Consider the following 25,085-nt stretch of genomic DNA (forward strand, 5'->3'; position numbering starts at 1 on the left):
GGCGCGCTGAGGGCGGCATTAAGGGCGGGGCGGCAAGAGCGTCCGTTGTGGTGATCGCGCTTCGGCCGGATGGCAACCTTGACGTCACCAGAGGCCCCGGTCTGTAATCGCCGCAGGCCAGGGAGAGGCGACCCCCATGGAAAAGATCATCCTCGACTGCGATCCGGGGCACGACGATGCCATCGCCATCCTGCTTGCGGCCGGCAACCCGAACGTCGACCTTCTCGGCATCACCACGGTTTCGGGCAACCACAATGTCGAGAACACCACGCGCAATGCGCTCTCCGTATGCACGGCCTACGGCATAAAGGTGCCGGTGGCGAAAGGCTCTCCCGGCCCGCTGATCATCGACCAGGTGCTGGCCGTCGAGATCCACGGCGAGACCGGGCTCGATGGCCCGGAGCTGCCGCCCGCCTCGTTCGAGCTCGACAAGCGCCATGCCGTCGACTTCATCATCGAGACGGTCATGGCGCATGAGCCGAAAACCGTCACGCTGGTGCCGGTCGGGCCCCACACCAACATCGCTCTGGCCGTGCGCAAGGAGCCGCGCATCGTCGAGCGGGTTAAGCGGGTCGTCGCGATGGGCGGAAGTTTCACGCGCGGCAACATCACGCCGGCGGCCGAGTTCAACGTCTATGCCGACCCGGAGGCCGCAGACGTGGTGTTCCGCGCCGCTTGGGACGTCACCATGGTGGGGCTTGACCTCACGCACCAGGCCTTGGCCACCCCCGACCTGCAGGACAGGGTGCGCGCTGTCGGCGGCCCGATCGCCAAATTCATTCTCGATATCTGGGAGTTCATCGCGACCACGCATGGCGGCCTGCTGCAGATAGCCTATCCCGCCGTCCATGACGCCTGCTGTGTGGCGGCGATGATCGATGCAGGCGTCTTCACCACCGAGAAGGCCGACATCCGCGTCGAGCTTGCCGGACGCTGGACCAAGGGCATGACGGTCTGCAATTTCGAGAAGCTGGGCGGCATGCGCCATTTCGGCGGCACGGCGAGCGAGCAGGTCGATTTCCGCCACACCGTGGCGATGAAGCTCGACCATACGAAATTCTGCGACCTTATCGTCGATGCGCTCGAGCGCCTCACCAGGCAAAAGGCGTGAGGCGCTCCGGCGTCAAGGCCTAGCCGGCCCTCACAGCAGGAACGATTGCCTGTCGCGCAATGTGGCGCTCATGGCGGCGATGCCGGTCTCGATCTCGCGCTTGTTGGCCAGGATCGCATCGCCGGCCGCACCCTCGACCGTCGATCGCAACAGGTCGGCCTGGCCGACCAGCACCGCGTCGTTGTCGGCCAGCGCGACGAGCGTTGCGGCTTCGAGCCGGTAGCGCGGGCGCCTTGCCGCCCTGGGCGACTCTCAAGCCTCCAGGCCCGCACGCCAGGAAGTGGGGGAGAATTGGCCCGGCGAAGCCGAGACGGCCATTTCGACGAGAGCCCGGCGTCGGCATCAGCAACCGGCGCTGGCACGGTGGTGTCCTTGTTCTGTTGCATTTTAGTTGAAACTAATTTGAAAGTTACCCGTTAGCAGCGCGTAGGCGAGCTCAAACTTGCCCTGCTGTCGACAGCTAAGTTGAAAGGAGAAGTCCTAAGCCTTTTTCAGTGCTTGGCGTTGCCGAGACCGCTTTTCTATCATTCGTCTTTCGAGCGGCCTCCAGCCGCGCCTGTCACCGAGGCCGATGCCTGGCAGGGCGAGAAGTAGCCATCGCTCGGCGCATTCGCGCGACGAAGGCTTCGCAGACCGCTGTCGAGCGGACGCTCGATGAGGAGCCACACAAGGTTGGCCTTGGAACAAAGGTCTGGCCATGAAAAAATACCTAGCAGCCGCGCTGGCGATCGCCATCCCGATCGGGCCTGCTTCGGCGCTTGACGTCGGCGTCGGCGGCAAGGTCGGCGGCATCGGCGTGGGCGCCGGATTGGGCGCCGGTTCGCAAGGCGTGTCGGCGGGCGTGGGCGCCAGTGCCGACGGTGTCGGCGGCGCAAACGTCGGCGCATCGACCGGCGGCGGATCGCTCGGCGTCAATGCCGGCGGCAATCTGGGCAGCACCAGTACAGGCGTGTCGACAAGCGTGGGCGCCGCCGCCGCGGGCGACGATCCTTCCGCCGTCAGCGGATCGGCTGCCTCTGCGCAGAACCCGGCCGCGGTGCCGACAGCCCCTGCTTTGGCCAAAAGCGCGACGCAGACCATTGTGCTGCCTCCAGTGCTGAGGCCCTCCAGATCCGCCGGCGGCGACCTCCGGCGGGTCACCAAAGGCTATCGCATCGCGCCGCTGTCACCTCCGAAGGCGATATCCGGCACGCCGGCCGCCGTAGTGCGCGCCTGTCGCGCCGCGATCGCGGCGGCCGCCAAGCCCCTCGGCGCCGTGCGTGTTTACACGGTCAGCGCCGGCCCCTTGCGTCAACGCCGAAGCGGGCTCAACGCGCCGATCGAGGTGCGCATAGACTATGACGGGCGAGGCGGCATCGAAGTGAGGCAGGCGAAAGTCGGCTGTCGCCTAAATGCGAAGGGCGCGGTCACCGCGGTGATTTAGGCAAAGGCACAACGGCCGTTGCCATCCTTCCTGCCGGTTGCAACCTCGGCGGTTGGCATTTCCCGCCCCACAAGGTGGGGAAGAGGTGGCTCGGCGCAGCCGAGGCGGAGCGGGGGAGCGCCATATCCGATAACCCTGCCGACCGCAGGCGCGGACCTCAGCCGGCTGCAGACAAGGCGCCCGCGCTTCGGCTAGAGTTCCGCCGGGCGCAAAAAAATCATCGAAGGGGAGCATCGCGATGAACGAAGTCAGGCCAATCGCCGAGATCGCCAGCTATCACGCCCATATCTACTACGGCGGGGAGGCCGAGCGGCAGCACGCCGAATGGCTTCGCCAGCGCATCGCAGAGCGTTTCCGCGTGCGCCTGGGCAATTGGCGCGACGAGCCAGTCGGCCCGCACAAGCAAGCCATGTACCAGGTCTCCTTCGCCACCGAGATCTTTGCCACGCTGGTTCCCTGGCTGATGCTGAACCATGGCGGCCTAAGCATCCTCATCCATCCGAACACCACCAACCCCAAGCGCGACCACCTTATCGACCCGATCTGGATCGGCCAGGCGCTGCCGGTGAAGGGCGACGTGCTTGGCGAAGAGGACGAGGCGGAAGAGGCGCTGGAGGTGAATACCGAGCCGACGCTGGGGGTGTGAGGGGGGGCGCAGCCCTCTCGTCACGATGGCGTGAGAGGCCGCTGGCCGTCGGAGTTGTTAATTGACTGGCCAATCGCGGTGTGGCGAATTCGCGCCGATGGTTCCCTTCGGGGATCAAAAGGGAACGCGGTGCGGAGAAATCCAAAGCCGTGGCTGCCCCCGCAACTGTAAGCGGCGTGCCGGTTTCACGATGCCACTGGCTGCATGGGCCGGGAAGGCGAAAGCGGCGGGAATCCGCGAGCCAGGAGACCTGCCATCATGGACGTCAAAGCAGAACATCGGACGGGGTGATCCGGTGTGCGCGCCTGGCCGGAGGGCGGGGCGAGTTCCCTGCGATGACAGGCAACGTCAAAGGCAGAACCATGCTGATCCAACTATCGAAAATGCTGAACAAAACCGCGCCGGACCTGAAGGCCAGGCTGATTACAATCTACGGGGCGCTCGCCATTCTCAACGTCGGGGCGTGGCTGTGGGCTTTCGTCGCCTTCCACGACAAGCCGACATTGCTTGGCGTCGCTCTCGTCATTTATGGCCTCGGCTTGCGCCATGCCGTCGATGCCGACCACATAGCGGCCATCGACAATGTCACGCGCAAGCTGATGCAGAACGGCAAACGGCCGGTCTCCGTCGGTTTCTTTTTCGCACTCGGCCATTCGACGATCGTCGTCATCGTCGCTGCGGCTATCGCGGCGGCAACGTCCCTGCTCGGCCGTTTCCAGAGCCTTCAGGAGATTGGCGGCACGATCAGTACCGGCATTTCCGCACTCTTCCTGCTCGCCATCGCGGCGATGAACATCGTCATCTTCTTGTCGATCTACAGAAGCTATCGGCGGGTGCGGGCCAGTGGGGCGTTTGTCGAGGAGGATCTGGACCTGCTGCTCAACAATCGCGGCTTCCTGGCCCGCGTCTTCCGCCCGATGTTCCGGCTGGTGTCGCAGAGCTGGCACATGTTCCCACTTGGTTTCCTCTTCGGCCTTGGCTTCGACACCGCGACCGAAGTCGCCATGTTCGGCGTGTCCGCGGCACAAGCGGCCAAGGGCGTGCCGTTCGAAGCCATTCTGGTCTTCCCGGTGCTTTTCGCGGCCGGTATGTCACTGGTCGACACGACCGATGGTGTGATGATGCTCGGCGCCTATGAGTGGGCCTTTGTCAAGCCGATCCGCAAACTGTACTACAACATGACGATCACCCTGGTGTCGGTCCTTGTCGCAGTACTGATCGGCGGCATCGAGGCGCTCGGCCTGATCGGTGGCAAGCTCGGTCTGTCGGGCGGCTTCTGGAACGGCGTCGGCACGCTCAACGACAATTTCAACAATCTGGGCTTCGCCATTATCGGCATCTTCATCGCCGCCTGGGCGATCTCCTACCTCGTCTACAAGGCCAAGGGGCTGGATGATGTGGAGAGCGCATCCGCAGCAAAGAATTCATAAACCGCCGGCTGCGGCTGGCTGCAGCAGACCAGCCGCATCTCTCTGCCATCAGACGCCGGCGGGCTGCCAGCCTGCCTCCTTGAATGCCTCGGCATCGGGAAGCCGATGACGGCAGCGGTGCTCGCCTTGACATTTTTGTTCCTATTTTGTTCACTGTTGGCCAGACAGCAACAGGAGATAGCCGGCCCGTGCGCACGCGCTTCAAAGGCATGCTGAGGACCCGTAGCCCAAGCCTTTGGAAGTGTGACGGAATTCTGCGCTTGGATAAGCCAGGGGTTAAGGCCTGGGATAAGTCCCATAATCCATAAGCCAGTATCCAGTCCAAATATCCAGAGTCCAGAACAGAAAAGCTGGCGCTTTTCTGTTCTAAAAAAGCGGGGAAGGGGAAAGCAAAAATGGGAGCAGCGCAAGCCATTCGGCGTACGGCGCTACGGCGAGGGCTCGGCGGCGCCAGCGAGCTTCCGACGTGGCGGCGAGCCGCCCTGTTCGGTCTCCCAGGATGCAACCGGCCTCACGTCAGCCCGGCGATCTGCTCATCGGGGTCGAGCTCCGCCCCGCCGGCGACGACCACGTTGGCGAGCGGCGCCGAGAGCGTCCAGCGAACGAGGCCGGGCAGCCGTTCCATGGAGGCGCTGCCGGAGAGGCTGGTGGGGACGACGCGCTGGAGAACGACGCTGCCGAAGCCTTTGTGCGGCTTGGCATCGGCGGCCGCGGCAGGTTCGGAAAAATGTTCCTCCCAGACCAGCTCGAAATCGCTGCCTTCGGGGGCCGGGGCTACCCGCCAGTCCATTCGCACGGTTCCGGCGTCGCCGGCCAGGGCGCCGTATTTCGTCGCGTTGGTGCCCAGCTCATGCAGCGCCATGCCGATGTTCTGCACCGCGTTCAGCCGCAACGTCACGTCCGGCCCGCAAGGCGAGATTCGCTCTTCGTGTCCGAACGGCCGCAGATGTTCGCGCACAAGGTCGGCCATGCCTGCGCCGCGCCAGTCGTTGAGCACCAAGAGGTCGTGCGAGCGCGACAGCGCCATGATGCGTTCGCGGATCTGGTGTTCGAACGCGCGCGGGTCGGTCGCGCGCTTGCTCGTCTCGCGGATCATGGAAAGGATCACGGCGTATTGGTTTTTGACGCGGTGGTTCACCTCGCGCATCAAGAGTTGGATCTGCTGTTCGCTCGCCCGTTTTTCGGTGATGTCGGCCGCCATGCCGAACCATTCCAGGATGCTGCCGGTGTCATCGACGATCGGGATTGCCCGTGAGGTGGTCCAGCCGGCGGACCCGTCGGCGCGCCGCACCCTGTGCTCGAGCTCGAACACGCCGCGCTCCATGATGGCGCGCTCGATCGCCGCCTGGATGCTCGCCTGGTCTTCCGGGAACAGGTATTCGTCGCGCCAGCGGATCGCCGGCCCCTGGGCGCTCGACAGGAAGCCGCGGCCGTCCAGCTCATGCATTTCCTGCCAGTCCGGGCTCATCCGGTAAACCACGTCGGAGCTGGCATTGACCAGCGCGCGAAATCGCTGCTCGCTTTCGCGCACCTTTGCTGCCGCCAGCACCCGGGCCGTGGTCTCCGAAACGATGCAGAGCACGGCTTCGACCGTGCCGTCCTGCGCCCGCACCGCGGAATAGGAGATGTCGAAATAGACCGTCTCGCCGACCAGGCCGGATCGTTCGATGTAGAAAGGCCGGTCCCTGGCCGAGAAGGTTTCGCCGGTTTCGAGAACTCCGCGCAGCAGCGGCTCGAGGTCGGTCCAGAGCTCGGACCAGTTTTCCTCGGCGGGACGGCCGAGCGCGCGCGGATGCTTGTCGCCGATGGTCGGCGCGTAGGCGTCATTGTAGAGCGCGACAAACTCCGGCCCGCAGAAAAGCACGATCTGCGCTTCGGCGGCGAGCATCAGGTCGACCGTCGTCCTCAGGCTGAGCGTCCATGTCTCGATCGGCCCGAGCGGGCTTTCCGACCAGGGATATTCGCGAATGAATCGCGCCATCTCGCCGTTTCCGCGAGGCCACGATTCATGGAAGAGCCCGTCAGCCATAGGCGCATTAACGCGCGACGCCGTTTATGTATCCGTCTCCGTCACGCAAAATTTTAGCCATCGTGAATAGACCCCAGGCTGGCGGTCCGCCGGAGGAATATTTCGGGCGCAGTTTCGTTAGTTCCTCATACGATGCCGTTTGAGGCAAAGTGCATATGTCCCGCAATCACGCATTGAAGCCGCCAGAGCGGCCGGCTCTGGCCCAACGGAGGTACCGGAGATGAAAACGGCTGTTTCGACCTCTCTTTCGAGACGAAGCGCCGTCGCCGTGCTGGCGGCGGCGGCCGCGTCGACCGCCATGTTGCCCGCTGGCGATGCGCTGGCGCAGACCAAGCAGACCGCGCCGGACAAGAGTCTATACGATCGGCTGGGAGGCGTGTTCGCCATCGCAGCCGTGGTCGATCACTTCAGCGACGCCGTCGTGAAAAACCCCATCGTCGGCAAGAAGTCCAAGAACCCGCAACTGCGCAAATGGCACACCAAGAACCTCGAACGGCTGCCGGGCCTCAAGTTCATGCGTACGCTGTGGGTGTGCGATGTTTCCGGCGGCCCCTTCAAGTTCGTGGCCACCGAGCCGGGCGCGACGCCGCTCGGCCTCGAGGAGGCCCACAAGGACCTGAAGATTTCTCCCGCCGAGTTCGACGAGGTCGCAGCGGAACTCGGCCGGACGCTCGACCGCTTCAAGGTTCCGAAAGCCGAAAAGACCGAGGTCCTGGAAGCCTTTGCCGCGCACAAGGATGAGGTCACTGCCGGCTCTGTCAAAAAGGGGTGAGGCTCAGCGCGAATCCGGCGAACAGGCGAGGGCGGTCGCAGCTCCGCCTATCCACCCGCCAGCCGCGGCAGCAGGAAAATCTCCGCCCCCGGCGGCAGTTCCTTCGACCACGTGTCGCGATAGATCGTCCCGTCGATCGCGACCGCGATGCCGCGATCGAGCAGGGGTTCGAAGGCGGGATGCTGTTCCGCAAGCTTGCGGAACAGCTCCCTGATGTCCTTGGCCTCGATGTCGAGCTTGTCCTTGCCTCCGGCGGCGGCGCTGAGCGAGCCCCAGAGCGTGACTTGGACCATTATCGCCTGATCCTCATTGGACCGTGACGTGAGCTGAAAACCGCTTCGCGCTTTTCAGCATGCTAGCCTTCCCGTTCGGCCTCGAGCGCTGCAAGAATCCGCGGCGGCGACATCGGGATGTGGCTCATGCGCACGCCCACCGCGTTCGACACCGCGTTGGCGATCGCCGCCAGCGGCGGCACGATCGAGGTCTCGCCGACGCCGCGCACCCCGTAGGGGTGGTTGGGGTTGGGGATTTCCAGGATCTGCGTGTCGATCATCGGCAGGTCGGAGCACACCGGGATGCGGTAGTCGAGGAAGCCCGGGTTCTGCAGGCGGCCGTCCTTGCCGTAGATATACTCCTCGTTGAGCGCCCAGCCGATGCCTTGCGCGGCACCGCCCTGGTACTGGCCCTCGACATAGGTCGGGTGCACCGCCTTGCCGGCATCCTGCACCACCGTGTAGCGGATCACCCTGGTCGAGCCGGTCTCGGGATCGACCTCGACGTCGCAGATATGGGTGGCGAAGGAGACGCCGGCGCCGTCGGCGACGAGCTCGCTATGGCCGGCGATCGGCCCGCCGGTCTTGCCGGACTGTGCGGCGATCTCCTTCAGCGACAGCTTGCCGAGATTGCCGTGCTTCTCGCCCTTGGCGACCGCGTGGCCCTTTTCCCAGGCAACGTCGTCGACCGAGATGTCCCACATCTGCGCGGCGCGCTCGCGCAGCACCTTGATGGCGTTGCGGGCGGCCGAGATGGTCGCCATCGAGGAGGAGAAGGTGCCGCGGCTGCCGTCGGTCATGTCGTTGTAACCGAGGCTGGAAGTGTCGGCGACGATCGCCTTCACCTGGCTGTAGTCGATGCCGAGCTCCTCCGCCGCCACCAGCGACAGCGACGCGCGCGAACCGCCGACGTCGACCGTGCCGACGGCGAGCGACACCGTGCCGTCCATGCCGATGTTCAAGTCGGTGCAGGTCTGGCCGCCGAAGTTGAACCAGAAGCCGCACGCCATGCCGCGGCCCTGGTTCTGAGCCAGCGGCGCGCGCATATGCGGGTGCTCCTTGACCGCCTCGAGCGTCGGTCCGATGCCGATCGGGCCGTAGACCGGGCCGTAGGAGGCGCGGGTGCCTTCCTGCGCCGCATTCTTGATGCGGAACTCGACCGGATCGATGCCGATCTCCTTGGCGAGCTCGTCGACAGCGCTTTCCACCGCGAACGCCGCCATCGGCGCCGAGGGCGCGCGATAGGCCGCGGTCTTCGGCCGGTTGACCAGCACCTCGTAGCCGACGGTCTTGACGTTCTCCAGCTTGTAGCAGGCGAAGGCCGTCATGGCGCCGATCTCCGCCCACATGCCGGCATAGGGGCCGCAGGTGTAGCGCAGCGTCGCTTCGGCGGCGGTGATCGTGCCGTCCTTCCGCGCGCCGATCTTGACGTCGATCGAGGTGGCGCTGGTTGGCCCCGAGGCGCGGAACACCTCGTCGCGGGTCATCACCAGCTTCACCGGGCGGCCGGCCTTGCGCGACAGGGCCAGCGCCACCGGCTCGGCCCAGACATGGGTCTTGCCGCCGAAGCCGCCGCCGATCTCGGAAGAGGTGACGCGCAGCTTCGAGACTTCGAGGCCGAGCAGCTGGGCGCAATGCTGGCGATAGACGAAATGGCCTTGCGTGCAAACCCAGAGATCGGCCGTGCCGTCGGGATTGACGCTCGCCACGCAGGCATGCGGCTCGATATAGCCCTGATGCGTCTGCTCGGTCTTGAAGGAGCGCTCGACGACGAAATCGGCCTGGGCAAAACCCTGGTGGACGTCGCCATGGCCGTATTGCGTGCGCTTGGAGACGTTGGACGGCTTGACCGGCTTTTCCTCCAGCCCTTCGGTGAAGATGGCATCGTTGATGAGCGGGGCGTGGTGCTGCATCGCCTCGTCGACGTCGGTCACATGCGGCAGCACCTCATAGTCGACCTCGATCAGCTTCAGCGCCTGCCTGGCGGTGCGGGCATCGATCGCCGCCACCGCGGCCACGGCATGGCCGTCATAGAGCGCCTTCTTGCGCGCCATGCAATTGTCGAGGGTGTCGAACATGCCGGCATCGCCATCGGTCAGGTCCGGCAGGTCTTTCGCCGTGATCACCGCCTTCACGCCGGCGAGCTTTTCGGCTTTCGAGGTGTCGATCTTCTTGATGATCGCGTGGGCGTGCGGGCTGCGAAGCACACGGCCGACCAGCTGCCCGGCCATGTTGAAGTCGGCGCCGTAGCGGGCGCGTCCCGTCACCTTGTCGACGCCGTCGGGGCGGAGGGGGCGCGTGCCGACAGATGAGAAGCTGCGTCCCGAGTAGCGCGGATCGAAATTCATCTCAGGCTCCCTTCATCACGTTTGCCGCGTCCTGGACGGCGCGCACGATCTTGTCATAGCCGGTGCAGCGGCAGAGATTGCCGGCGAGCCCGAAGCGGATTTCCTCCTCGGTCGGGGAGGGGTTCTTCTCGAGCAGATCCTTCGCCGCAATCAAAAAACCTGGCGTGCAGATGCCGCATTGCAAGGCGGCGTGCTCGAGGAATTTCTGCTGCAGCGGATGCAGCTGGTCGCCATGCGCCATGCCTTCGATGGTCTCGATCTGGCGGCCTTCGGCCTCGGCGCCGAGCACCAGGCAGGAGCACACCAGCCGGTTGTCGACGATGACGCTGCAGGCGCCGCAGTCGCCGGTCCCGCAGCCTTCCTTGGCGCCGGTCAGTCCCAGCCGGTCGCGCAGCACGTCGAGCAGCGTCTCGTCCGGCTGGCAAAGATATTCGACGTGATCGCCGTTGATTGTCGTTGAAACCGCTACACCGGCCATCATTTGCCTCCTGCACGCTCATAGGCGGTGGTGGCGACACGCTTCGCCAGCACACCCGCAACTTTCCGTCTGAATTCGATGGTGCCGCGCTTGTCGTCGATCGGTCGGCAGGCGCCCGCGCAGATCTTGGCGAGCCGCTCCAGCGTCGCCTCATCCAGCTTCGAGCCGACGAGCACCTCGGCCGCCTCCTCGACCAGCAGCACCGTGGGCGCCGCGGCGCCCAGCGCCACACGGGCCGACTTGATCGCGCCCGCCTCGCCGAGCGTCAGGTTCACGCCGGCGCTGACCACGGCGATGTCCATCTCGGTGCGCGGAATGAAGCGCTGATAGGCGTCGCCCGCATTTGGCGCGCGCTTGTCGAGCAGGATCGCCTCGATGATCTCGCCCTTGGCCAGCGAGGTACGGCCCGGTCCGGTCGGCACGGCTTCCACGGGGATCGTGCGCCTGCCGTTCGGCCCGGCAACCACGGCCTCGGCGCCGGCAGCCACCAACGCCGGCACGCTGTCGGCGGCGGGCGAGGCGTTGCAGAGATTGCCGACGATTGTGCAGCGTCCCTGCACCTGCTTCGAGCCGATCAGCTTGGCCGCCTCGACGACGCCCGGCCACGCCTTCTTCAGCGCCGCGTTCTCGCCGAGCACCGCGCAGGGCACCGCGGCGCCGATGCTGAAGCCTTCTGCCGTTTCCTTGATTTCGCTAAGGCCCGCGATCGCCTTGATGTCGACGATCAGCTCGGGCTCGATGAAGCCTCCCTTCATCCTCACCAGAAGGTCGCTGCCTCCGGCAAGGATCGCGGCCGGGCCGGCCGCGCTGGCCAACAGGCCGGCGGCCTCTTCTATTGATTGCGGACGTATGTAGCGCATCGTCTCCCCTTGGTGGTCATGATCAGATCGACCGTTATAAAGACTCTCCTTATAATGACCATCCGCTTCCTGCATTGCACCACCTAAGTCAGGCGCATTGCCCTAATTCCTACCCCTAAATTTTCTAAGCCTAGCCGCTAGAACTACTCGTTTGCGCTCGGCCGGCCAAGCCTCCACCATGCCCTGACGAGCCGGACATCGCATCCGGCAACAGGGAGGCTTCGATGACCGCTCTTGCCCGCAGGCCCTGGGTTCCCACGCACTGCGAGGATTTTATCCAGGCGCTGGCGACGGCCACAAGCGGGCAGGGGAACGACGCCGTGCTCGCCGCGATAGAGGGCGGCATCGCGCTCAACCGGCGAATCCACGAGGCCGACTGCATCAACCTCAATCCGGCGACCAATGTGATGAACCCGAAGGCGGAGGCCGCGCTTGCCGCCCGGCTCGGCTCGCGTCCGTCGCTCGGCTATCCCGGCGACAAATACGAGATGGGGCTGGAGGGCGTCGAACGCATCGAGGTCATCGCCGCCGAGCTGGCGGCGCAAGTCTTCGGCGCGAAATACGCCGAAATCCGCGTCCCTTCCGGCGCCATCGCCAACCTCTATACTTTCATGGTCGCGGCGCGGCCGGGCGACGCGATCATCGCGCCGCCGCCGGCCATTGGCGGCCATGTCACGCATCATATGGCGGGCTGCGCCGGTCTGTACGGGCTGGAGATCCATGCTGCTCCCGTTGATCCCGGCGGCTACACGGTGGATGTCGAGAGGCTCCGCGCGCTTGCCCTTAAGATCAGGCCGAAGATGATCACCATCGGCAGCAGCCTCAATCTCCTGCCGCATCCCGTCCAGGAAATCAGGGCGATCGCCGACGAGGTCGGTGCGCTGGTGCTGTTCGATGCCGCGCATCTCTGCGGCATGATCGCCGGACAGGCCTGGCAGCAGCCGCTGGAGGAGGGCGCCCATCTGATGACGATGAGCACCTATAAGAGCCTCGGCGGGCCGCCCTCCGGGCTGATCGTCACCAACGTCGCCGAGATCGCCGAAAAGCTCGACCGCATAGCCTTTCCCGGCATGACCGCCAATTTCGATGCCGCCAAGGCCGCCGCCCTGGCCATCACCATGCTCGACTGGAAGGCGCATGGCCGGGCCTATGCCGCCGCCATGGCCGGCACCGCCAAGGCGCTGGCAAGCGCGCTGGCTGAGCGCGGCCTGCCGGTGTTCTCGACCGCCAAGGGGCACACCGCCTCGCACCAGTTCGCCATCGAAGCGGCGGAGTTCGGCGGCGGCCAGGCGGCGGCGAAGCGGCTGAGGCGTGCAAACATCCTCACCTGCGGCATCGGCCTGCCGGTCACGGCGGTCGATGGCGACATGAACGGCCTGCGCTTCGGCACGCCCGAGATCGTGCGCTGGGGCATGACGGAGAAGGACATGCCCGAGCTTGCCGCCCTCATCGCCAGGGGACTGCGTGGCAACGATGCCGTGGAGGATGTCGCGGCGGATGTGAGTGCATTCCGGCGCCGGTTCACGAAGCTGCATTTCGTCAGCTGAGCGCCTGAACCCGCGGGCAGGGAGCCCGCTTCGTCAAAAGCAAGGGCCGCGGGCGAGAAGCCCGCCTTCTTCAACAAAGGGGAATGACCATGCGCATGATTCTGCGATTGATGACTGCTGCCCTGATGGCCGCCGCCGCCGGCGTCGCCAGGGCGGATATCGTGCTGGGCGTCGCCGGCCCGATGTCGGGGCCGAACGCCGCCTATGGCGAGCAGTACCGCGTCGGCGTCGAGACGGCGATCCAGCGCATAAACGCCAATGGCGGCGTGCTCGGTCAAAAGCTCAGCGTCTCGGTTGGCGACGATGTCTCCGACCCCAAGCAGGGCGTGTCGGTCGCCAACAAGTTCGTCGCCGACGGCGTGCACTATGTCGTCGGCCACTACAATTCCGGTGTCACCATTCCGGCCTCGGAGATTTATGCAGAAAACGGCGTGCTCTTCGTCACGCCCACGGCCACCAACCCGATGGTGACTGAGCGAGGCCTATGGGACGCGTTCCGGGCCTGCGGCCGCGACGACCAGCAGGGCATCATCGCCGCGAAATTCGTGCTCGAGCGTTTTGCCGGCAAGAAGGTCGCGATCGTCGACGACAAGTCGACGGCCGGCAAGGGCCTCGCCGACGAGATGGCCAAGGCCTACAATTCCGGCGGCGGCAAGGAGGTGCTGCGCGAGGAGATCAACCCGGGCGAGAAGGACTACAGCGCGCTTGTCGCCAAGATCAAGGAGTCGGGCGCCGACCTTGTCTATTATGGCGGCCAGCACACAGAGGCCGGCCTCATCGTGCGCCAGATGCACGACCAGGGCGTCAAGACGGTCCTGATGGGCGGCGACGGCATATCCAACAGCGAGTTCGGCGCCATCGGCGGCGATGGCGCGGCCGGCACGCTGATGACGTCCTTCCCCGATCCGGCGAGCTTTCCCGAAGCCAAAGACGCGGTCGCCGACCTGAAGGCGAAGAACGTGCCCACTGAAGCCGTCACGCTCTATGCCTATGCCGCCACCCAGATCCTCGCCGAGGCTATCGCCAAGGCCAAGGTCGACGACCCGAAGGCGGCGTCCGACTATCTCCATTCGGGAGCGGCCATCCCGACCGTGCTTGGCACCATCTCCTATGACGACAAAGGGGATATCAAGCAGCCGGGCTTCGTCGTATTTGAGTGGCGGAAGGTCGACGGCAAGCTCGTTCCGGTGGCCCTCAAATAGACTTGAGGTCCTGGAGGCGAGCGCAGGCGGTCGCCGTTCTTTCGCTCGAAGCATTGCCGCGCCGTCATGGCAGGCGGCGCGGCATTGGGAAAGCTGCAGATGGCCGTCAATCCGCCGCGACCGCGCATGCCGCCGCTCAACGCCCTCAGGGCCTTCGAGGCGGCGGCACGCCATGAAAGCTTTGCCAAGGCGGCGGACGAACTCGGCGTGACCGCCGCCGCCGTCTCTCATCAGGTGAAGGCGCTGGAGGCTTGGCTAGGCTCTCCGCTTTTCGTGCGTCACGCGCAAGGCCTGCATCTCACCGATGCTGGGCGTTCGGCGCTACCCTCGTTTTCCACCGCTTTCGACGCTTTGGGGCTCGCCGTTCAGGAATTGCGGATCTCGGCGCCCCGGCCGCAGGTCAGCGTCGCGGCATTGCCTTCGATCGCGCAGCTCTGGCTGGCGCCGCGGCTGCCGGCCTTGCGCGCGGCGCATCCGGCGCTGCGCCCCTCCATCCATGCGCTGGAAGAGCCGCCGGACTTCCGGCGCGAGCCTTTCGACCTCGCTATTTTCCTCACCAGGTCGGGCGCCGGCCGATCCTTCAAGCTCTGCGACGACGTCATCTTTCCTGTCTGCGCGCCGGCGCTGGCCAGGCAATTGAAGACGCCGGCCGAACTTTCCTCGCAGCTCCTGCTCTGGGACACCACCTGGACGGAGGATTGGAGCCTTTGGTTCGAAGTCGCCGGCGTGAAAGGCCCTTCGATCGAGACGGGCTCCGAATTCTCGCTCTACAGCATGGCTGTGCAGGCCGCCGTCGACGGCGCCGGCGTTTTGATGGGGCATGAGGCGCTCGTGTCGCGCGCTCTCGCCGCCGGCTCGCTGGTGGCGCCGTTTCCCGAGTTGCGCGTGCCGACCGGCCGCGCTCTCTCGATCTTGGCGCCCGACCGTCCGCCCGCGCCCGCCGCCGCCATGATCGACTGGCTGCTGGCAGAGGAGGGGGCAGCGCGCGGCTGAGGCCGCCGGACTCGCCCGTCGCGGTCCACGGGGTCAGGACGCCGGGCGAGGTCTACGCCGCTGCCATCCGCGCCCGCACCAGCGTCGCGGCGGCGTGGCCGGCGGCGGTGATGTAGTCGGGATTGTGATGGATCAGCATGCTGGAAAAGGCGCCGTCCATCAGAAGCACGATCTCGCGCGCCAGCATCTTCGGCTCGCGCACGCCATGGCTAGAAAGCTCGCCCGCCAGCCATTTCTCGAAATTGCTCTTATGGCGCGAGCCCGCCTTCACCGCCGGATGGCCGGGCATCGCGGCGAGTTCGGCGGCCGTGCGCAGGAAGCCGCAGCCCTTCCATTTGACGTGCCGCGCCACGCGCGCCAGATGGGTGAAGATCGCCACGACCTTCTTGTCCGCGCCGCCTTGCGCCGCCTCGAACCAGCCGGCCATCTGCTTGAGGTTCGGCTGGTCGCGGCTGTCGAGATAGGCCGTGATCAGCTCGTCCTTGCTCTTGAAGTGGTAGTAGAGCGTGCGCTTGGTCAGCCCCGCCTTTTCCGCCACGGCATCGACGCTGACGCGGCCGATGCCTTCGGCATAGAAGAGTTTTGCCGCCGCGTCGACGAGGCGTTTCCTGGTTGGATTGGGCTTCTCGATCATCCATGAAGTATACCGACTAGTGAATATACAAACAAGCCGAAAGCTGATCCCTTGCAGCCGTTCCACAGAGCAATTCCAGGAAACTGCGCAGCGGCTTCCGTCCGGAATTGCGGAGAAAAACGAACGGCTAAGGAGAACACTATGACCGAGCCCGTGCTTTGCGACATCCGCGACCGCGTCGCGGTGCTGACGCTCAACCGCCCCGAAAAGCTCAATGCCGTGAATTACGGCCTTATCGACCGCCTGCTGGCGATCCTCGACAGGATAGAGACCGACGATGCCGTGCGTGCCGTGATCCTCACCGGGGCAGGGGAGCGCGCCTTCTCGGCCGGCGGCGACATCCACGAATTCGCGTTGAGCGTGGCCGAAGGCACGGATGTCGCGCTGCGCGATTTCGTCATGCGCGGCCAGCGGCTGACGGCGCGGCTGGAAGCGTTCCGCAAGCCGGTCATCGCCGCCGTCAACGGCCTTGCCTTCGGCGGTGGCTGCGAGATCACCGAGGCGGTGCCGCTGGCGGTCGCCAGCGACCGCGCCCTGTTCGCCAAGCCGGAAATAAAGCTCGCCATGCCGCCGACCTTCGGCGGCACGCAGCGCCTGCCGAGGCTTGCCGGGCGCAAACGCGCGCTCGAGCTGCTGCTTACCGGCGAGCCTTTCTCGCCCGCGCGGGCGCTGGAACTCGGGCTGGTCAACAAAGTCGTGCCGCATGAGGAGCTGATGCCCGCCGCGCTCGATCTTGCGAACCGCATCATCCGCCATCCGCAGGCGGCGGTGGCTGGCATTCTCACCGCGGTGGCGCGCGGCATCAACCTTAGCATCGCCGAGGGCCTGCTGGTCGAGGCCGAGCAGTTCGCCCGCATGGCCCCGACCGCCGACCTCGGCGAAGGGCTCAGCGCCTGGATCGAGCGGCGCCAGCCCATCTATGACGGCTCATGGACGCACGTCACCCGGCTCAGCGAGGCACGGCGCGCCTCGCTTCGGCGCGATCCCGCGGCGGACTAGGGCGCCACGTTGAGGTGCCCCTTCATGTTGGGATGGAAGCGGCAGAAATAGTCGACCGCTCCCGCTTGCTTGAGCGTGATCCTGCCTTTCGATTTCGGCGGGATCATCACCTCCCAGCCGCCCTTCACTGTCGCGGTGTGGGCGATGACGTCCTTGTTCACCCACTCGATCGTGTCGCCGACCTTGGCCTCGACGCTCGCCGGCGAGTAGACCAGCCTGTCGATCGTCACCTCGATGGTGGCGGCGAGCGCCGGCGAAGCGACAAGCGCCAGCGCCAGCGAGCCGAGCAGCGATAACGCGCCCGCCCTCATTTCAACGTGCTGGCGACATGCTCGGCATGCTGCTCATGTCCCTGGAAGATTTTCAGCCCCGTCTCGAGCAGGCTCTTCAACTCGGCATTGCTGGCCGAAGGAATGAGCAGGGTTTCGAGCGCGCCGTTGACCTGCTTGTGATACGCGACCTCGTTCTCGATATAGGCCTTGTCGAAGGCAGTGCCCTCGAGCTTCGCCAGCTTGGCGCGCTCTTCCTTCGCCGCCTTGGTCAGCGCCTGGCTGGTGGCATTGTCTTCCGGCTTCACCTTCAGCTTCTTCACCAGGTCGAGAGCCTGCTTGTTCACCGCCTCGTGGTCGCGCTCCATATCCTTGGCAAAGTCGACGACCTCCTTGGTTTTCGACTTCTGGATCGCCAGCTTCGCCGCCTCGATGTCGAGCACGCCGGCTGTATAGGCGATATGGGCGATCTGCGGGTCGGTCGGCTTCTCGGCGGCCTCAGCCAGCGGCGCTGCGCTGAGGAGGAGGAAGCCTGCGAGGGCTGCGGTCGGTCGGATAAACATGGCATCTCCTTCGCCCGGCACAGAGGCACCGGGCTCCATTCTGGGTTGACGGCCATTGGATGCGGGAGAGGGCGAAACGTTCCCGGGAAAAGTCGCGGGACACACATGTTGGACATTGCATGTTGGAGATTGGCCGAAAAGCTCATCCGCGATGCCTCTCCTCAACGCGGGCTTCGCGAAATCTGAACGCGCCTCAGCCCTCGAAGCCGAGCCTCTTCATCACCGCCCGCGTCAGCCGTTCGCAGCGCCGGCCGGCGAAAGGAAACGCGTCGAGCAGCACCGGGCCGATCTCGTCGTCCAACGCCTTGCGCACCAAGGCACGCGCCCGATGCAGCCTTGTCTTCACCGTTTCCGGCCTGATGCCGAGCAGGTCGGCGGTTTCCTCGATACTCAATCCCTCGATGACGCGGGCGACGAAGACCGTGCGATAGACACCGGGAAGGCTGTCGGTCGCCCGCTCGACAAGCCCGAGGATCTGCCGCTGCGCCATTGTCCGCTCCGGATCGTCGCCATTTGAATTCAACGGAAACCGGATGATCTGCGCCTCAGGGTTTTTAGGCATCGACACGATGCGTTTTCTCTTGCGCAGCCGGCCGAGCGCCTCGTTGATGACGATGCGCGACAGCCAGGTCGAGAGCGAGGCATCGCCGCGGAAGCTGTCGAGGCTGGCGAAGGCGCGCATATAGGCTTCCTGCACGATGTCCTCGGCCTCGGCGTCGTTGCGCACCACGCCGCGCGCGATGCGGTAGAGCCGCTGGTTATGCGTCTTCATGATCAAGCGAAAGGCGCCCGGATCCCGTGCCAGGGCCCGGTGCACCAACGCCATCTCGCCGGCCTCCGCCGCCGAAACCGCGGCGGCCTGACTTGCTGACTTCATCATCGCGCCCCGATCTCCCAACAGGCGTTGCATCCGGGCAATTGGACGCGCCTGCCGGCAAAAGGTTCCCGGATTTTCCCGATCCAGTCGCGCGCTATGCTACAGCTTTCAGCGGCGGCCTGTCTGCAGCCTGCGCGCGGGCGGCGGCAGCAAGCAGATCGGTCTGGGTGATGAGTCCGAGAATATGCCGTCCGGCGTCGACGATCACCACCGCATGGCTGCGCCCGTCGGTCAGCAGCGGCAGCAGGCTCATCGCCGGCGTCTCGGGCGAGGCCGTGCCGGCCTTCGACATCACGCCCTTCACGGTGTCGGTCGCTTGCGTCAGTTCGCGCAGGCCGACGGCGCCGACCAGCCTCGCCTCGGCGTCGACCACCGGCAGGGTGCGGATATTGTGGTCGAGAAGCTGCTTGCGCGCCTCGTCGGCGGTGGCGTTCTCCGACATCGAGATCACGTCGCGGGACATGATGTCCCGGCAGAGCAGCGTCCGATGCGCGCGCACCATCGCCTGCAGCTCGACCTGGCGCAGCAGCCTTTCGATGTCGTCACGGTCGATGTCGAAGGTCTCGTCGAGTGCCGCCAGGGCGGCATCGACATCCTCGGGCCGGAAGCCGACGCGCTCCGCCGGCGGCCGGTCGGCTGTGCCGTGGCTGTTGGCGGCAGGCTGAGGCACATGCGGATAGTTGCGCCGCGACAGCTTGTGGAACAGGAAACCGAGCGTCACCAATATGATCGAGTTCAGCGCCACCGGCACGAAGGGAAACAGGAAGCCGGCGCTGATCACGGCCGGCCCGCCAAGCACGCCGGTGAGGGCTGCCGCACCGCCCGGCGGATGCAGTGAGCGCGTAAACGACATGGCGGCGATCGCCAGCGCCACCGCCAGCCCGGAGGCGATCACCGGGTTGTGCACGAAATGCGCCACCGTCACGCCGACCAGCGCGGAGATCGTGTTGCCGCCGATGATCGACCAGGGCTGCGCCAACGGGCTCGACGGAACGGCAAAGAGCAGCACGGCGGACGCGCCCATCGGCGCCACCAGCATCGCCACATGCGGTCCGTTGCCCATGGCGAGCCCGCTGATCACGCCGGTCAGCGCGATGCCGATGGTCGCGCCGATGCAGGCAAGCAGCCGCTCGCGCAGCGTCGCGCCGGCAAGGATCGGAACGAAGAGGCGGAACGCCATGGCAGCCCCAGGTCGAATGGCTTGAACTGTCGAATGGTGGAATTTGCGCTGCCCGCAATGCCGCCGAAGCCACGGATTTGGAAGCCAAACCAATCCGTATATTCGCGGCTGGAGAGAATATTATTGCAGCGCGGATCGCCTGCGAGATGCCGCCAGCGGCCTCGGCTTTCTCAATCGCGCCAAGGTCTTAGGCCGTCCGCGGATTCAGTTTGGCAACGGCTCTAGCCCGTCGCTCAGGCCTCGGTCGCGGCGGCGAGGCCGCGCTGGATGTCGGCCTTGAGGTCCTCGACGTCTTCGAGCCCGATCTGCAGGCGGATCAGCGGCCCGGCATAGGCGCCCTTGGCGATGGTGCGGTCGCCGAGGAAAACCGGCACCGCAAGGCTCTCATAGCCGCCCCAGGAGTAGCCGAGGCCGAAGATGGTCAGCGCATCGAGGAAGGCGTGCTGCGCCTTCTGTCCGCCGCCATTCAGAACGATCGAAAAGACGCCGCTCGAGCCGCAGAAATCGCGCTTCCAGAGCGCATGGTCGGGATGGCTCGGCAGCGCCGGATGCAGCACCTGCGCCACGCCCGGTTGCTCCTCCAGCCAGCGCGCGATTTCGAGCGCGCTCTTCTGGTGCTGCTCCAGCCTCACCCCCATGGTGCGCAGGCCGCGCAGCGTCTGATAGATGTCGTCCGGGCCCGAACAGCAGCCCAGCGTGCAGAACCCTTCATAGAGCTGCTTCCAGCAAGCCTCATTGGCCGAGACCAGGCCGAGCAGCACGTCCGAATGGCCGGCCGGGTATTTGGTTGCCGCATGGATCGAGATGTCGACGCCGTGGTCGAGCGGCTTGAAGTAGAGCGGCGTCGCCCAGGTGTTGTCCATCATGACGATGGCGTTTGCCGCATGCGCCGCCTTGGCGATCGCCGGAATGTCCTGCACCTCATAGGTATTCGATCCCGGCGACTCGGTGAACACCACCTTGGTGTTGGGCTTGATCAGCGATGCAATTCCGGCGCCGATCCGCGGATCGTAATATTCGACTTCGATGCCGAGCCGCTTCAGCATCGTATCGGCGAAATTCCGCGTCGGGTGATAGACCGAATCGACGATCAAAACATGATCGCCGGCCGAGACGAAGGTGAGCAGGGGAATCGTCACCGCAGCCAGTCCCGACGGCACGGCGATCGTGCCGGCCGACCCTTCCAGCGCATCGACGGCGAGCGTGAGCGCATCCATCGTCGGCGTGCCGCGCGTCCCGTAGGTGTATTTCTGGCTGCGCGAGGCCATCGAGGCGGCGTCGGGGTAAAGCACCGTCGAGGCATGCACGACCGGCGGATTGACGAAGCCGAAATAGTCGCGCGGGTTGTTGCCGGAATGGGCAAGCCGCGTGTTGATGCCGATGTTGCTGCCGTCTGTCGCCATAGTTCGTCGCTCGTCGCCCATAGTTCGTCGCTCGTCGCCCATAGTTCGTCGCTCGTCGCAGTGTGTCAGGGGCTCAGCCATAGAGCGATGGAACTGGTCGCGCAACCGCTGCGAACCCGCCAAGCGATGGTGTTTGGATGGGCCAAATGAGAGGTCGCCTGCTCACCTTTCGTGCCCTTTGCAGGCCTCCGGCGACGATGCGCCGGAGGCAGCCCGGCGCGCCTTTCTTCGCTACGAATCACGCCAGTCCTTCCATTGGCGCCAACAAGTAGTAAGAGGCGGGAGTTCAGGTAACGGCCAAAATTTCGATGGCGCCGGACTTGCCGGTCCCGGCTGCAGCTCTTGACCAATTTGCGAGCGCTTTTGGCTGCAATTCGGTGATTTGCGGCAATCGGTTTTCAAACGTGTCGCAATTCGGTCATTTCCCTTGACCTCACAGGAATAATCGCCTTCGATGCGTTTCGTGAATGGGAGGCAGTGCATCGGCGAAACGATGCGGGTCCGGGAGCGGGCCCAAGTGGGAGCTGCATTCACAAACGAAAAAAGATCAAGCGTCGCCTGCAATTAGGGGCGCCTGTAACAGAAAAGGGTCTGTGGGTCATGAAACACATTGCATTGGGCATGCTTGGCGCCGCCGCGCTCGGGCTCATGGCGTCCGCCGCTTCGGCCGGCACGCTCGACACCGTCAAGCAGAAGGGCTTCATCCAGTGCGGCGTCTCGACCGGCCTCGCCGGCTTCTCGGCGCCGGACGACAAGGGCGACTGGAAGGGCATCGATGCGGATTTCTGCCGCGCCGTCGCGGCCGCCGTCTTCGGTGACGGCTCCAAGGTCAAGTTCACGCCGCTCAGCGCCAAGGAGCGTTTCACCGCCCTGCAGTCGGGCGAGATCGATATCCTCTCGCGCAACACCACCTGGACGAGCAACCGCGACAGCGCGCTCGGCCTCGATTTTGTCGGCGTCACCTATTATGACGGCCAGGGCTTCATGATCAACGCCAAGAAGCTGCCGGGTGTGAACTCCGCGCTGCAGCTTTCGGGCGCCGCGGTCTGCGTGCAGAGCGGCACCACCACGGAGCTCAACCTCGCCGACTACTTCAAGAAGAACAAGATGGAGTACAACCCCGTCGTGTTCGAGAAGCTGGAAGAGGTCAACGCCGCCTATGATTCCGGCCGCTGCGACGCCTACACCACCGACCAGTCCGGCCTCTACGGCATCCGCCTGACGCTCTCCTCGCCCGCCGACCACGTCGTGCTGCCCGAGATCATCTCCAAGGAACCGCTCGGCCCGGCTGTGCGCCAGGGCGACGATCAATGGGCCCATATCGCGCGGTGGACGTATTTCGCGCTGCTCAATGCCGAGGAAGCCGGCATCACGCAGGCCAATGTCGAGGAGATGAAGTCGTCGACCGATCCGAACATACAGCGCCTCCTTGGCACTGAGCCCGATGGCAAGTACGGCGCCGATCTCGGCCTCTCCAACGACTGGGTTGTCAACATCATCAAGGCGGTCGGCAACTACGGCGAAATGTTCGAGCGCAATGTCGGCTCGGGCAGCCCGCTCAAGATCGCGCGCGGCATCAACGCTCTGTGGACGAAGGGCGGCCTGCAATATGGTCCGCCGGTTCGCTGATGGAAATGTGATCCGGGAGGCAGGTCGTCTGCCTCCCGGTTTCTCTTTTCAGGGGATCGTCTATGGCTTCGCAGGAAATCCTTCGGCAGGAGCCGGGTCGCGGCTCCTTCATCAATGACCCGAAAATACGCGCCCTGTTCTTTCAGACGCTGGTCGTAATTCTTCTGTTCGTTTCGATCTGGTGGATCGTCAACAACGTCATCGAGAACCTCCAGCGCCTTCACATCGCCTCAGGCTTCCAGTTCCTCAGGAACAGGGCCGGTTTCGATATCTCCGACACGCCGATTGCCTACACGTCGGACGCAACCTATGGCCGTGCGCTCATCGTCGGCCTGCTCAACACAATCATCGTTGCCGCCGCCGGCATCGTCCTCGCCACCATAGTCGGCTTCATCATTGGCATCGGCCGGCTATCGCAAAATTGGCTGATCCGTAAGATCTGCACGGTCTATGTCGAGATCTTCCGCAACATCCCGCCGCTGCTGGTCATCTTCTTCTGGTATTCGGGCGTGCTCGCGGTGCTGCCGCCGCCGCGCGAGAGCTATCACTTGCCGTTCGGCTCCTTCCTCAACCAGCGCGGCTTCTATTTTCCGCGCGGTGTCTGGGGCGACGGCTCCTGGCTGGTTCTGGTCGCTTTCGTCGTGGCGCTCGCCATGGCGTGGTTTGTCGCGCACCGGGCGCGCCAGCGGCAGATGGCCACCGGCCAGCAATTTCCGGTGTTCTGGACCTCGGTCGGCCTGATCGCGGGGCTGCCCGTGCTCGCCTTCCTGCTCGCCGGCATGCCGCTTACGTTCGACTTCCCGAAGCAGTCGACCTTCAATCTGACAGGCGGATTTCAGATCAAGCCTGAGTTCCTGTCGCTCCTGCTGGCGCTTTCCTTCTACACGGCCGCCTTCATCGCCGAGATCGTGCGCGCCGGCATCAAGGGCGTCAGCAAAGGCCAGAGCGAAGCGGCGGCTGCACTCGGCCTACGCTCCGGGCCGATCCTGCGCCTGGTGGTGATCCCGCAGGCGATGCGCATCGTCATCCCGCCGCTTACCAGCCAGTATCTGAACCTCACCAAGAACTCTTCGCTGGCGATCGCCATCGGCTACCCCGATCTGACGGCCACCGCCGGCACGGTGCTCAACCAGACCGGCCAAGCGGTCGAGGGCGTGTTCCTCATGATGATCGCCTATCTGGTGCTGAGCCTCGTCACCTCTGCGGTGATGAACGTGGTGAACGCCAGAATGGCGCTGGTGGAGAGGTAGAGCCATGCAGGAACACGACATGTCCTGGGTGCGCACCGAGATGACGCTGGCGCAGCCGGCGCCTCCTGGCGAGCGCGGCGCCTATGCCTGGGTGCGCAAGAACCTGACCGCATCGGTTGGCGACACTATCCTGACCATCCTTGGCATCGCCCTAGTCGCCTGGATCCTGCCGCAGGTCATCAACTGGGCCTTCATAAACGCAGTGTGGACCGGGCCGGACCGCACGGTCTGCGCCACCGTCTCGCAAGGCGGTATCCAGCCCGACGGCTGGACCGGCGCCTGCTGGGCTTTCGTCAACGCCAAGTTCGGCCAGTTCATGTTCGGCACCTATCACATCGAGGAACGCTGGCGGCCTATCCTGGTCGCCATCCTGTTCGTGGTGTTGCTGGTGCCGATGCTGATCCCGCGCGTGCCGCGCAAGGGGCTGAACGCCATCCTGCTCTTCCTCGTGCTGCCGGTCGTCGCCCACTTCCTTTTGGTCGGCGGCGTGTTCGGCCTGCCGCATGTCGAGACCTCGCGCTGGGGTGGGCTGCTGGTGACGCTCAGTCTCTCGTTCGTTGGTATGGCCGTGTCGCTGCCCCTGGGCATCGCTCTGGCGCTCGGCCGTCGCTCCCAAATGCCGATCGTCAAATGGCTGTGCGTCGTCTTCATCGAGACGGTGCGCGGCATTCCGCTGATCACCGTGCTGTTCTTCGCCAGCGTCATGCTGCCGCTTTTCCTTCCCGAGGGCGTCACCTTCGACAAGTACCTCAGGGCGCTGATCGGCGTGTCGCTGTTTGCCGCCGCCTATATGGCGGAAGTGGTACGCGGCGGCCTGCAGGCGATCCCGAAGGGCCAGTATGAGGGCGCCGATTCGCTCGGCCTCGGCTATTGGCAGAAGATGGGCCTGATCGTGCTGCCGCAGGCCTTGAAGCTGGTCATTCCCGGCATCGTCAATACCTTCATCGGCATGTTCAAGGACACCAGCCTGGTGCTCATCATCTCGATGTTCGACCTGCTCGGCGTGGTGAAGCAGAATTTCTCCGATCCCAACTGGGCGACGCCGCAGACCCCGAAGTCCGGCTTGATCTTCGCCGCCTTCGTGTTCTGGCTGTTCTGCTTCGGCATGTCGCGCTATTCAATGTATACCGAGCGCCGGCTGGACACCGGCTACAAACGATAAAAAGGGGA

At 65.0% G+C, this 25,085-nt stretch carries 24 protein-coding genes and 1 riboswitch; of the genes, 12 read left to right on the forward strand and 12 right to left on the reverse strand.

Annotated features, from left to right (window positions below; genetic code table 11):
- The first annotated feature begins 136 nt into the window (after nt 1-136).
- Nucleotides 137-1,111, forward strand: coding sequence for a nucleoside hydrolase (locus A9K66_RS14890; RefSeq protein ID WP_067324783.1), 975 nt, complete (start codon nt 137-139; stop codon nt 1,109-1,111).
- 30 nt (nt 1,112-1,141) lie between these two features.
- Here the strand turns inward: A9K66_RS14890 and A9K66_RS30275 are convergent, their stop codons facing one another.
- A complete protein-coding gene (locus A9K66_RS30275; RefSeq protein ID WP_156751069.1) occupies nt 1,142-1,285 on the reverse strand; it encodes a hypothetical protein in 144 nt (47 codons plus the stop codon).
- Nucleotides 1,286-1,808: 523 nt separating this feature from the next.
- Here A9K66_RS30275 and A9K66_RS14895 point away from each other — a divergent pair.
- The 3 genes from A9K66_RS14895 to A9K66_RS14905 all read left to right on the forward strand — a co-directional run bounded on the left by A9K66_RS14895 (nt 1,809) and on the right by A9K66_RS14905 (nt 4,610).
- Nucleotides 1,809-2,534, forward strand: coding sequence for a hypothetical protein (locus A9K66_RS14895; protein WP_067324785.1), 726 nt, complete (start codon nt 1,809-1,811; stop codon nt 2,532-2,534).
- Between the two features lie 238 nt (nt 2,535-2,772).
- Nucleotides 2,773-3,180: a DOPA 4,5-dioxygenase family protein gene (locus A9K66_RS14900; protein ID WP_067324787.1), complete on the forward strand. Its 408-nt coding sequence runs from the start codon at nt 2,773-2,775 to the stop codon at nt 3,178-3,180.
- Between the two features lie 81 nt (nt 3,181-3,261).
- Nucleotides 3,262-3,453, forward strand: a riboswitch (cobalamin riboswitch).
- A gap of 89 nt (nt 3,454-3,542) precedes the next feature.
- Complete coding sequence (locus A9K66_RS14905) at nt 3,543-4,610, forward strand: HoxN/HupN/NixA family nickel/cobalt transporter (RefSeq protein ID WP_067324888.1); 1,068 nt, start codon at nt 3,543-3,545, stop codon at nt 4,608-4,610.
- A 511-nt stretch (nt 4,611-5,121) separates the two neighbouring features.
- Here A9K66_RS14905 and A9K66_RS14910 read toward each other — a convergent pair.
- Nucleotides 5,122-6,591, reverse strand: a complete 1,470-nt coding sequence (locus A9K66_RS14910) for an HWE histidine kinase domain-containing protein (protein ID WP_164893851.1) — start codon at nt 6,589-6,591, stop codon at nt 5,122-5,124.
- Between the two features lie 316 nt (nt 6,592-6,907).
- On the opposite strand from A9K66_RS14910, the gene A9K66_RS14915 reads away from it, so the two are divergent.
- Complete coding sequence (locus tag A9K66_RS14915) at nt 6,908-7,411, forward strand: group 1 truncated hemoglobin (RefSeq protein WP_245307528.1); 504 nt, start codon at nt 6,908-6,910, stop codon at nt 7,409-7,411.
- 47 nt (nt 7,412-7,458) lie between these two features.
- Here A9K66_RS14915 and A9K66_RS14920 read toward each other — a convergent pair whose 3' ends face one another.
- From A9K66_RS14920 to A9K66_RS14935, 4 genes are all read right to left on the reverse strand, one after another.
- Nucleotides 7,459-7,704: a MoaD/ThiS family protein gene (locus tag A9K66_RS14920; RefSeq protein WP_066997117.1), complete on the reverse strand. Its 246-nt coding sequence runs from the start codon at nt 7,702-7,704 to the stop codon at nt 7,459-7,461.
- A gap of 62 nt (nt 7,705-7,766) precedes the next feature.
- On the reverse strand, nt 7,767-10,031 hold the full coding sequence (locus A9K66_RS14925; protein ID WP_066997120.1) for a xanthine dehydrogenase family protein molybdopterin-binding subunit: 2,265 nt from the start codon (nt 10,029-10,031) through the stop codon (nt 7,767-7,769).
- Between the two features lies 1 nt (nt 10,032).
- A complete protein-coding gene (locus A9K66_RS14930) occupies nt 10,033-10,509 on the reverse strand; it encodes a (2Fe-2S)-binding protein (RefSeq protein ID WP_066997187.1) in 477 nt (158 codons plus the stop codon).
- Entirely contained in the window at nt 10,509-11,369 is an 861-nt protein-coding gene (locus A9K66_RS14935; protein WP_067324793.1) for a xanthine dehydrogenase family protein subunit M, read from the reverse strand. Before A9K66_RS14935 ends, A9K66_RS14930 begins: the two co-directional genes overlap by 1 nt.
- 224 nt (nt 11,370-11,593) lie before the next feature.
- Between A9K66_RS14935 and A9K66_RS14940 the strand changes: the two genes are divergently transcribed.
- From A9K66_RS14940 to A9K66_RS14950, 3 genes are all read left to right on the forward strand, one after another.
- Nucleotides 11,594-12,916 carry an aminotransferase class I/II-fold pyridoxal phosphate-dependent enzyme gene (locus A9K66_RS14940; protein ID WP_067324795.1) on the forward strand — a complete coding sequence of 441 codons (1,323 nt, stop codon included), beginning with the start codon at nt 11,594-11,596 and terminating at the stop codon, nt 12,914-12,916.
- An 83-nt stretch (nt 12,917-12,999) separates the two neighbouring features.
- Nucleotides 13,000-14,118 (forward strand): branched-chain amino acid ABC transporter substrate-binding protein, encoded by a 1,119-nt coding sequence (locus A9K66_RS14945; RefSeq protein WP_082953877.1) that lies wholly within the window; start codon nt 13,000-13,002, stop codon nt 14,116-14,118.
- A 99-nt stretch (nt 14,119-14,217) separates the two neighbouring features.
- Nucleotides 14,218-15,111, forward strand: a complete 894-nt coding sequence (locus A9K66_RS14950) for a LysR family transcriptional regulator (protein ID WP_067324892.1) — start codon at nt 14,218-14,220, stop codon at nt 15,109-15,111.
- A 52-nt stretch (nt 15,112-15,163) separates the two neighbouring features.
- Here A9K66_RS14950 and A9K66_RS14955 read toward each other — a convergent pair whose 3' ends face one another.
- Nucleotides 15,164-15,745: a TetR/AcrR family transcriptional regulator gene (locus tag A9K66_RS14955; RefSeq protein ID WP_067324797.1), complete on the reverse strand. Its 582-nt coding sequence runs from the start codon at nt 15,743-15,745 to the stop codon at nt 15,164-15,166.
- Between the two features lie 141 nt (nt 15,746-15,886).
- On the opposite strand from A9K66_RS14955, the gene A9K66_RS14960 reads away from it, so the two are divergent.
- Nucleotides 15,887-16,744, forward strand: coding sequence for a crotonase/enoyl-CoA hydratase family protein (locus tag A9K66_RS14960; protein ID WP_067324799.1), 858 nt, complete (start codon nt 15,887-15,889; stop codon nt 16,742-16,744).
- On the opposite strand, the gene A9K66_RS14965 is transcribed toward A9K66_RS14960, so the two are convergent.
- From A9K66_RS14965 to A9K66_RS14985, 5 genes are all read right to left on the reverse strand, one after another.
- Entirely contained in the window at nt 16,741-17,055 is a 315-nt protein-coding gene (locus A9K66_RS14965) for a cupredoxin family copper-binding protein (RefSeq protein ID WP_067324802.1), read from the reverse strand. The genes A9K66_RS14960 and A9K66_RS14965 overlap by 4 nt on opposite strands.
- The gene (locus tag A9K66_RS14970) at nt 17,052-17,576 is read right to left on the reverse strand and encodes a DUF4142 domain-containing protein (RefSeq protein WP_067324894.1); all 525 of its coding nucleotides are present in this window, start codon (nt 17,574-17,576) and stop codon (nt 17,052-17,054) included. The genes A9K66_RS14965 and A9K66_RS14970 overlap by 4 nt, the downstream gene beginning before the upstream one ends.
- Nucleotides 17,577-17,769: 193 nt before the next feature.
- The gene (locus tag A9K66_RS14975; RefSeq protein ID WP_067324895.1) at nt 17,770-18,453 is read right to left on the reverse strand and encodes an RNA polymerase sigma factor; all 684 of its coding nucleotides are present in this window, start codon (nt 18,451-18,453) and stop codon (nt 17,770-17,772) included.
- A gap of 94 nt (nt 18,454-18,547) precedes the next feature.
- Nucleotides 18,548-19,633 carry an HPP family protein gene (locus tag A9K66_RS14980; RefSeq protein WP_067324804.1) on the reverse strand — a complete coding sequence of 362 codons (1,086 nt, stop codon included), beginning with the start codon at nt 19,631-19,633 and terminating at the stop codon, nt 18,548-18,550.
- Between the two features lie 233 nt (nt 19,634-19,866).
- A complete protein-coding gene (locus A9K66_RS14985) occupies nt 19,867-21,036 on the reverse strand; it encodes a cystathionine beta-lyase (RefSeq protein WP_067324806.1) in 1,170 nt (389 codons plus the stop codon).
- Nucleotides 21,037-21,636: 600 nt separating this feature from the next.
- Here A9K66_RS14985 and A9K66_RS14990 point away from each other — a divergent pair.
- The 3 genes from A9K66_RS14990 to A9K66_RS15000 all read left to right on the forward strand — a co-directional run bounded on the left by A9K66_RS14990 (nt 21,637) and on the right by A9K66_RS15000 (nt 25,077).
- On the forward strand, nt 21,637-22,665 hold the full coding sequence (locus A9K66_RS14990; protein ID WP_066997146.1) for an amino acid ABC transporter substrate-binding protein: 1,029 nt from the start codon (nt 21,637-21,639) through the stop codon (nt 22,663-22,665).
- 62 nt (nt 22,666-22,727) lie between these two features.
- Nucleotides 22,728-23,915 (forward strand): amino acid ABC transporter permease, encoded by a 1,188-nt coding sequence (locus A9K66_RS14995; protein WP_067324808.1) that lies wholly within the window; start codon nt 22,728-22,730, stop codon nt 23,913-23,915.
- Nucleotides 23,916-23,919: 4 nt separating this feature from the next.
- Nucleotides 23,920-25,077: an amino acid ABC transporter permease gene (locus tag A9K66_RS15000; RefSeq protein WP_067324810.1), complete on the forward strand. Its 1,158-nt coding sequence runs from the start codon at nt 23,920-23,922 to the stop codon at nt 25,075-25,077.
- Nucleotides 25,078-25,085 lie beyond the last annotated feature (8 nt).

This window comes from Mesorhizobium sp. AA23, from assembly GCF_001672435.1.
Lineage (GTDB): Bacteria > Pseudomonadota > Alphaproteobacteria > Rhizobiales > Rhizobiaceae > Mesorhizobium.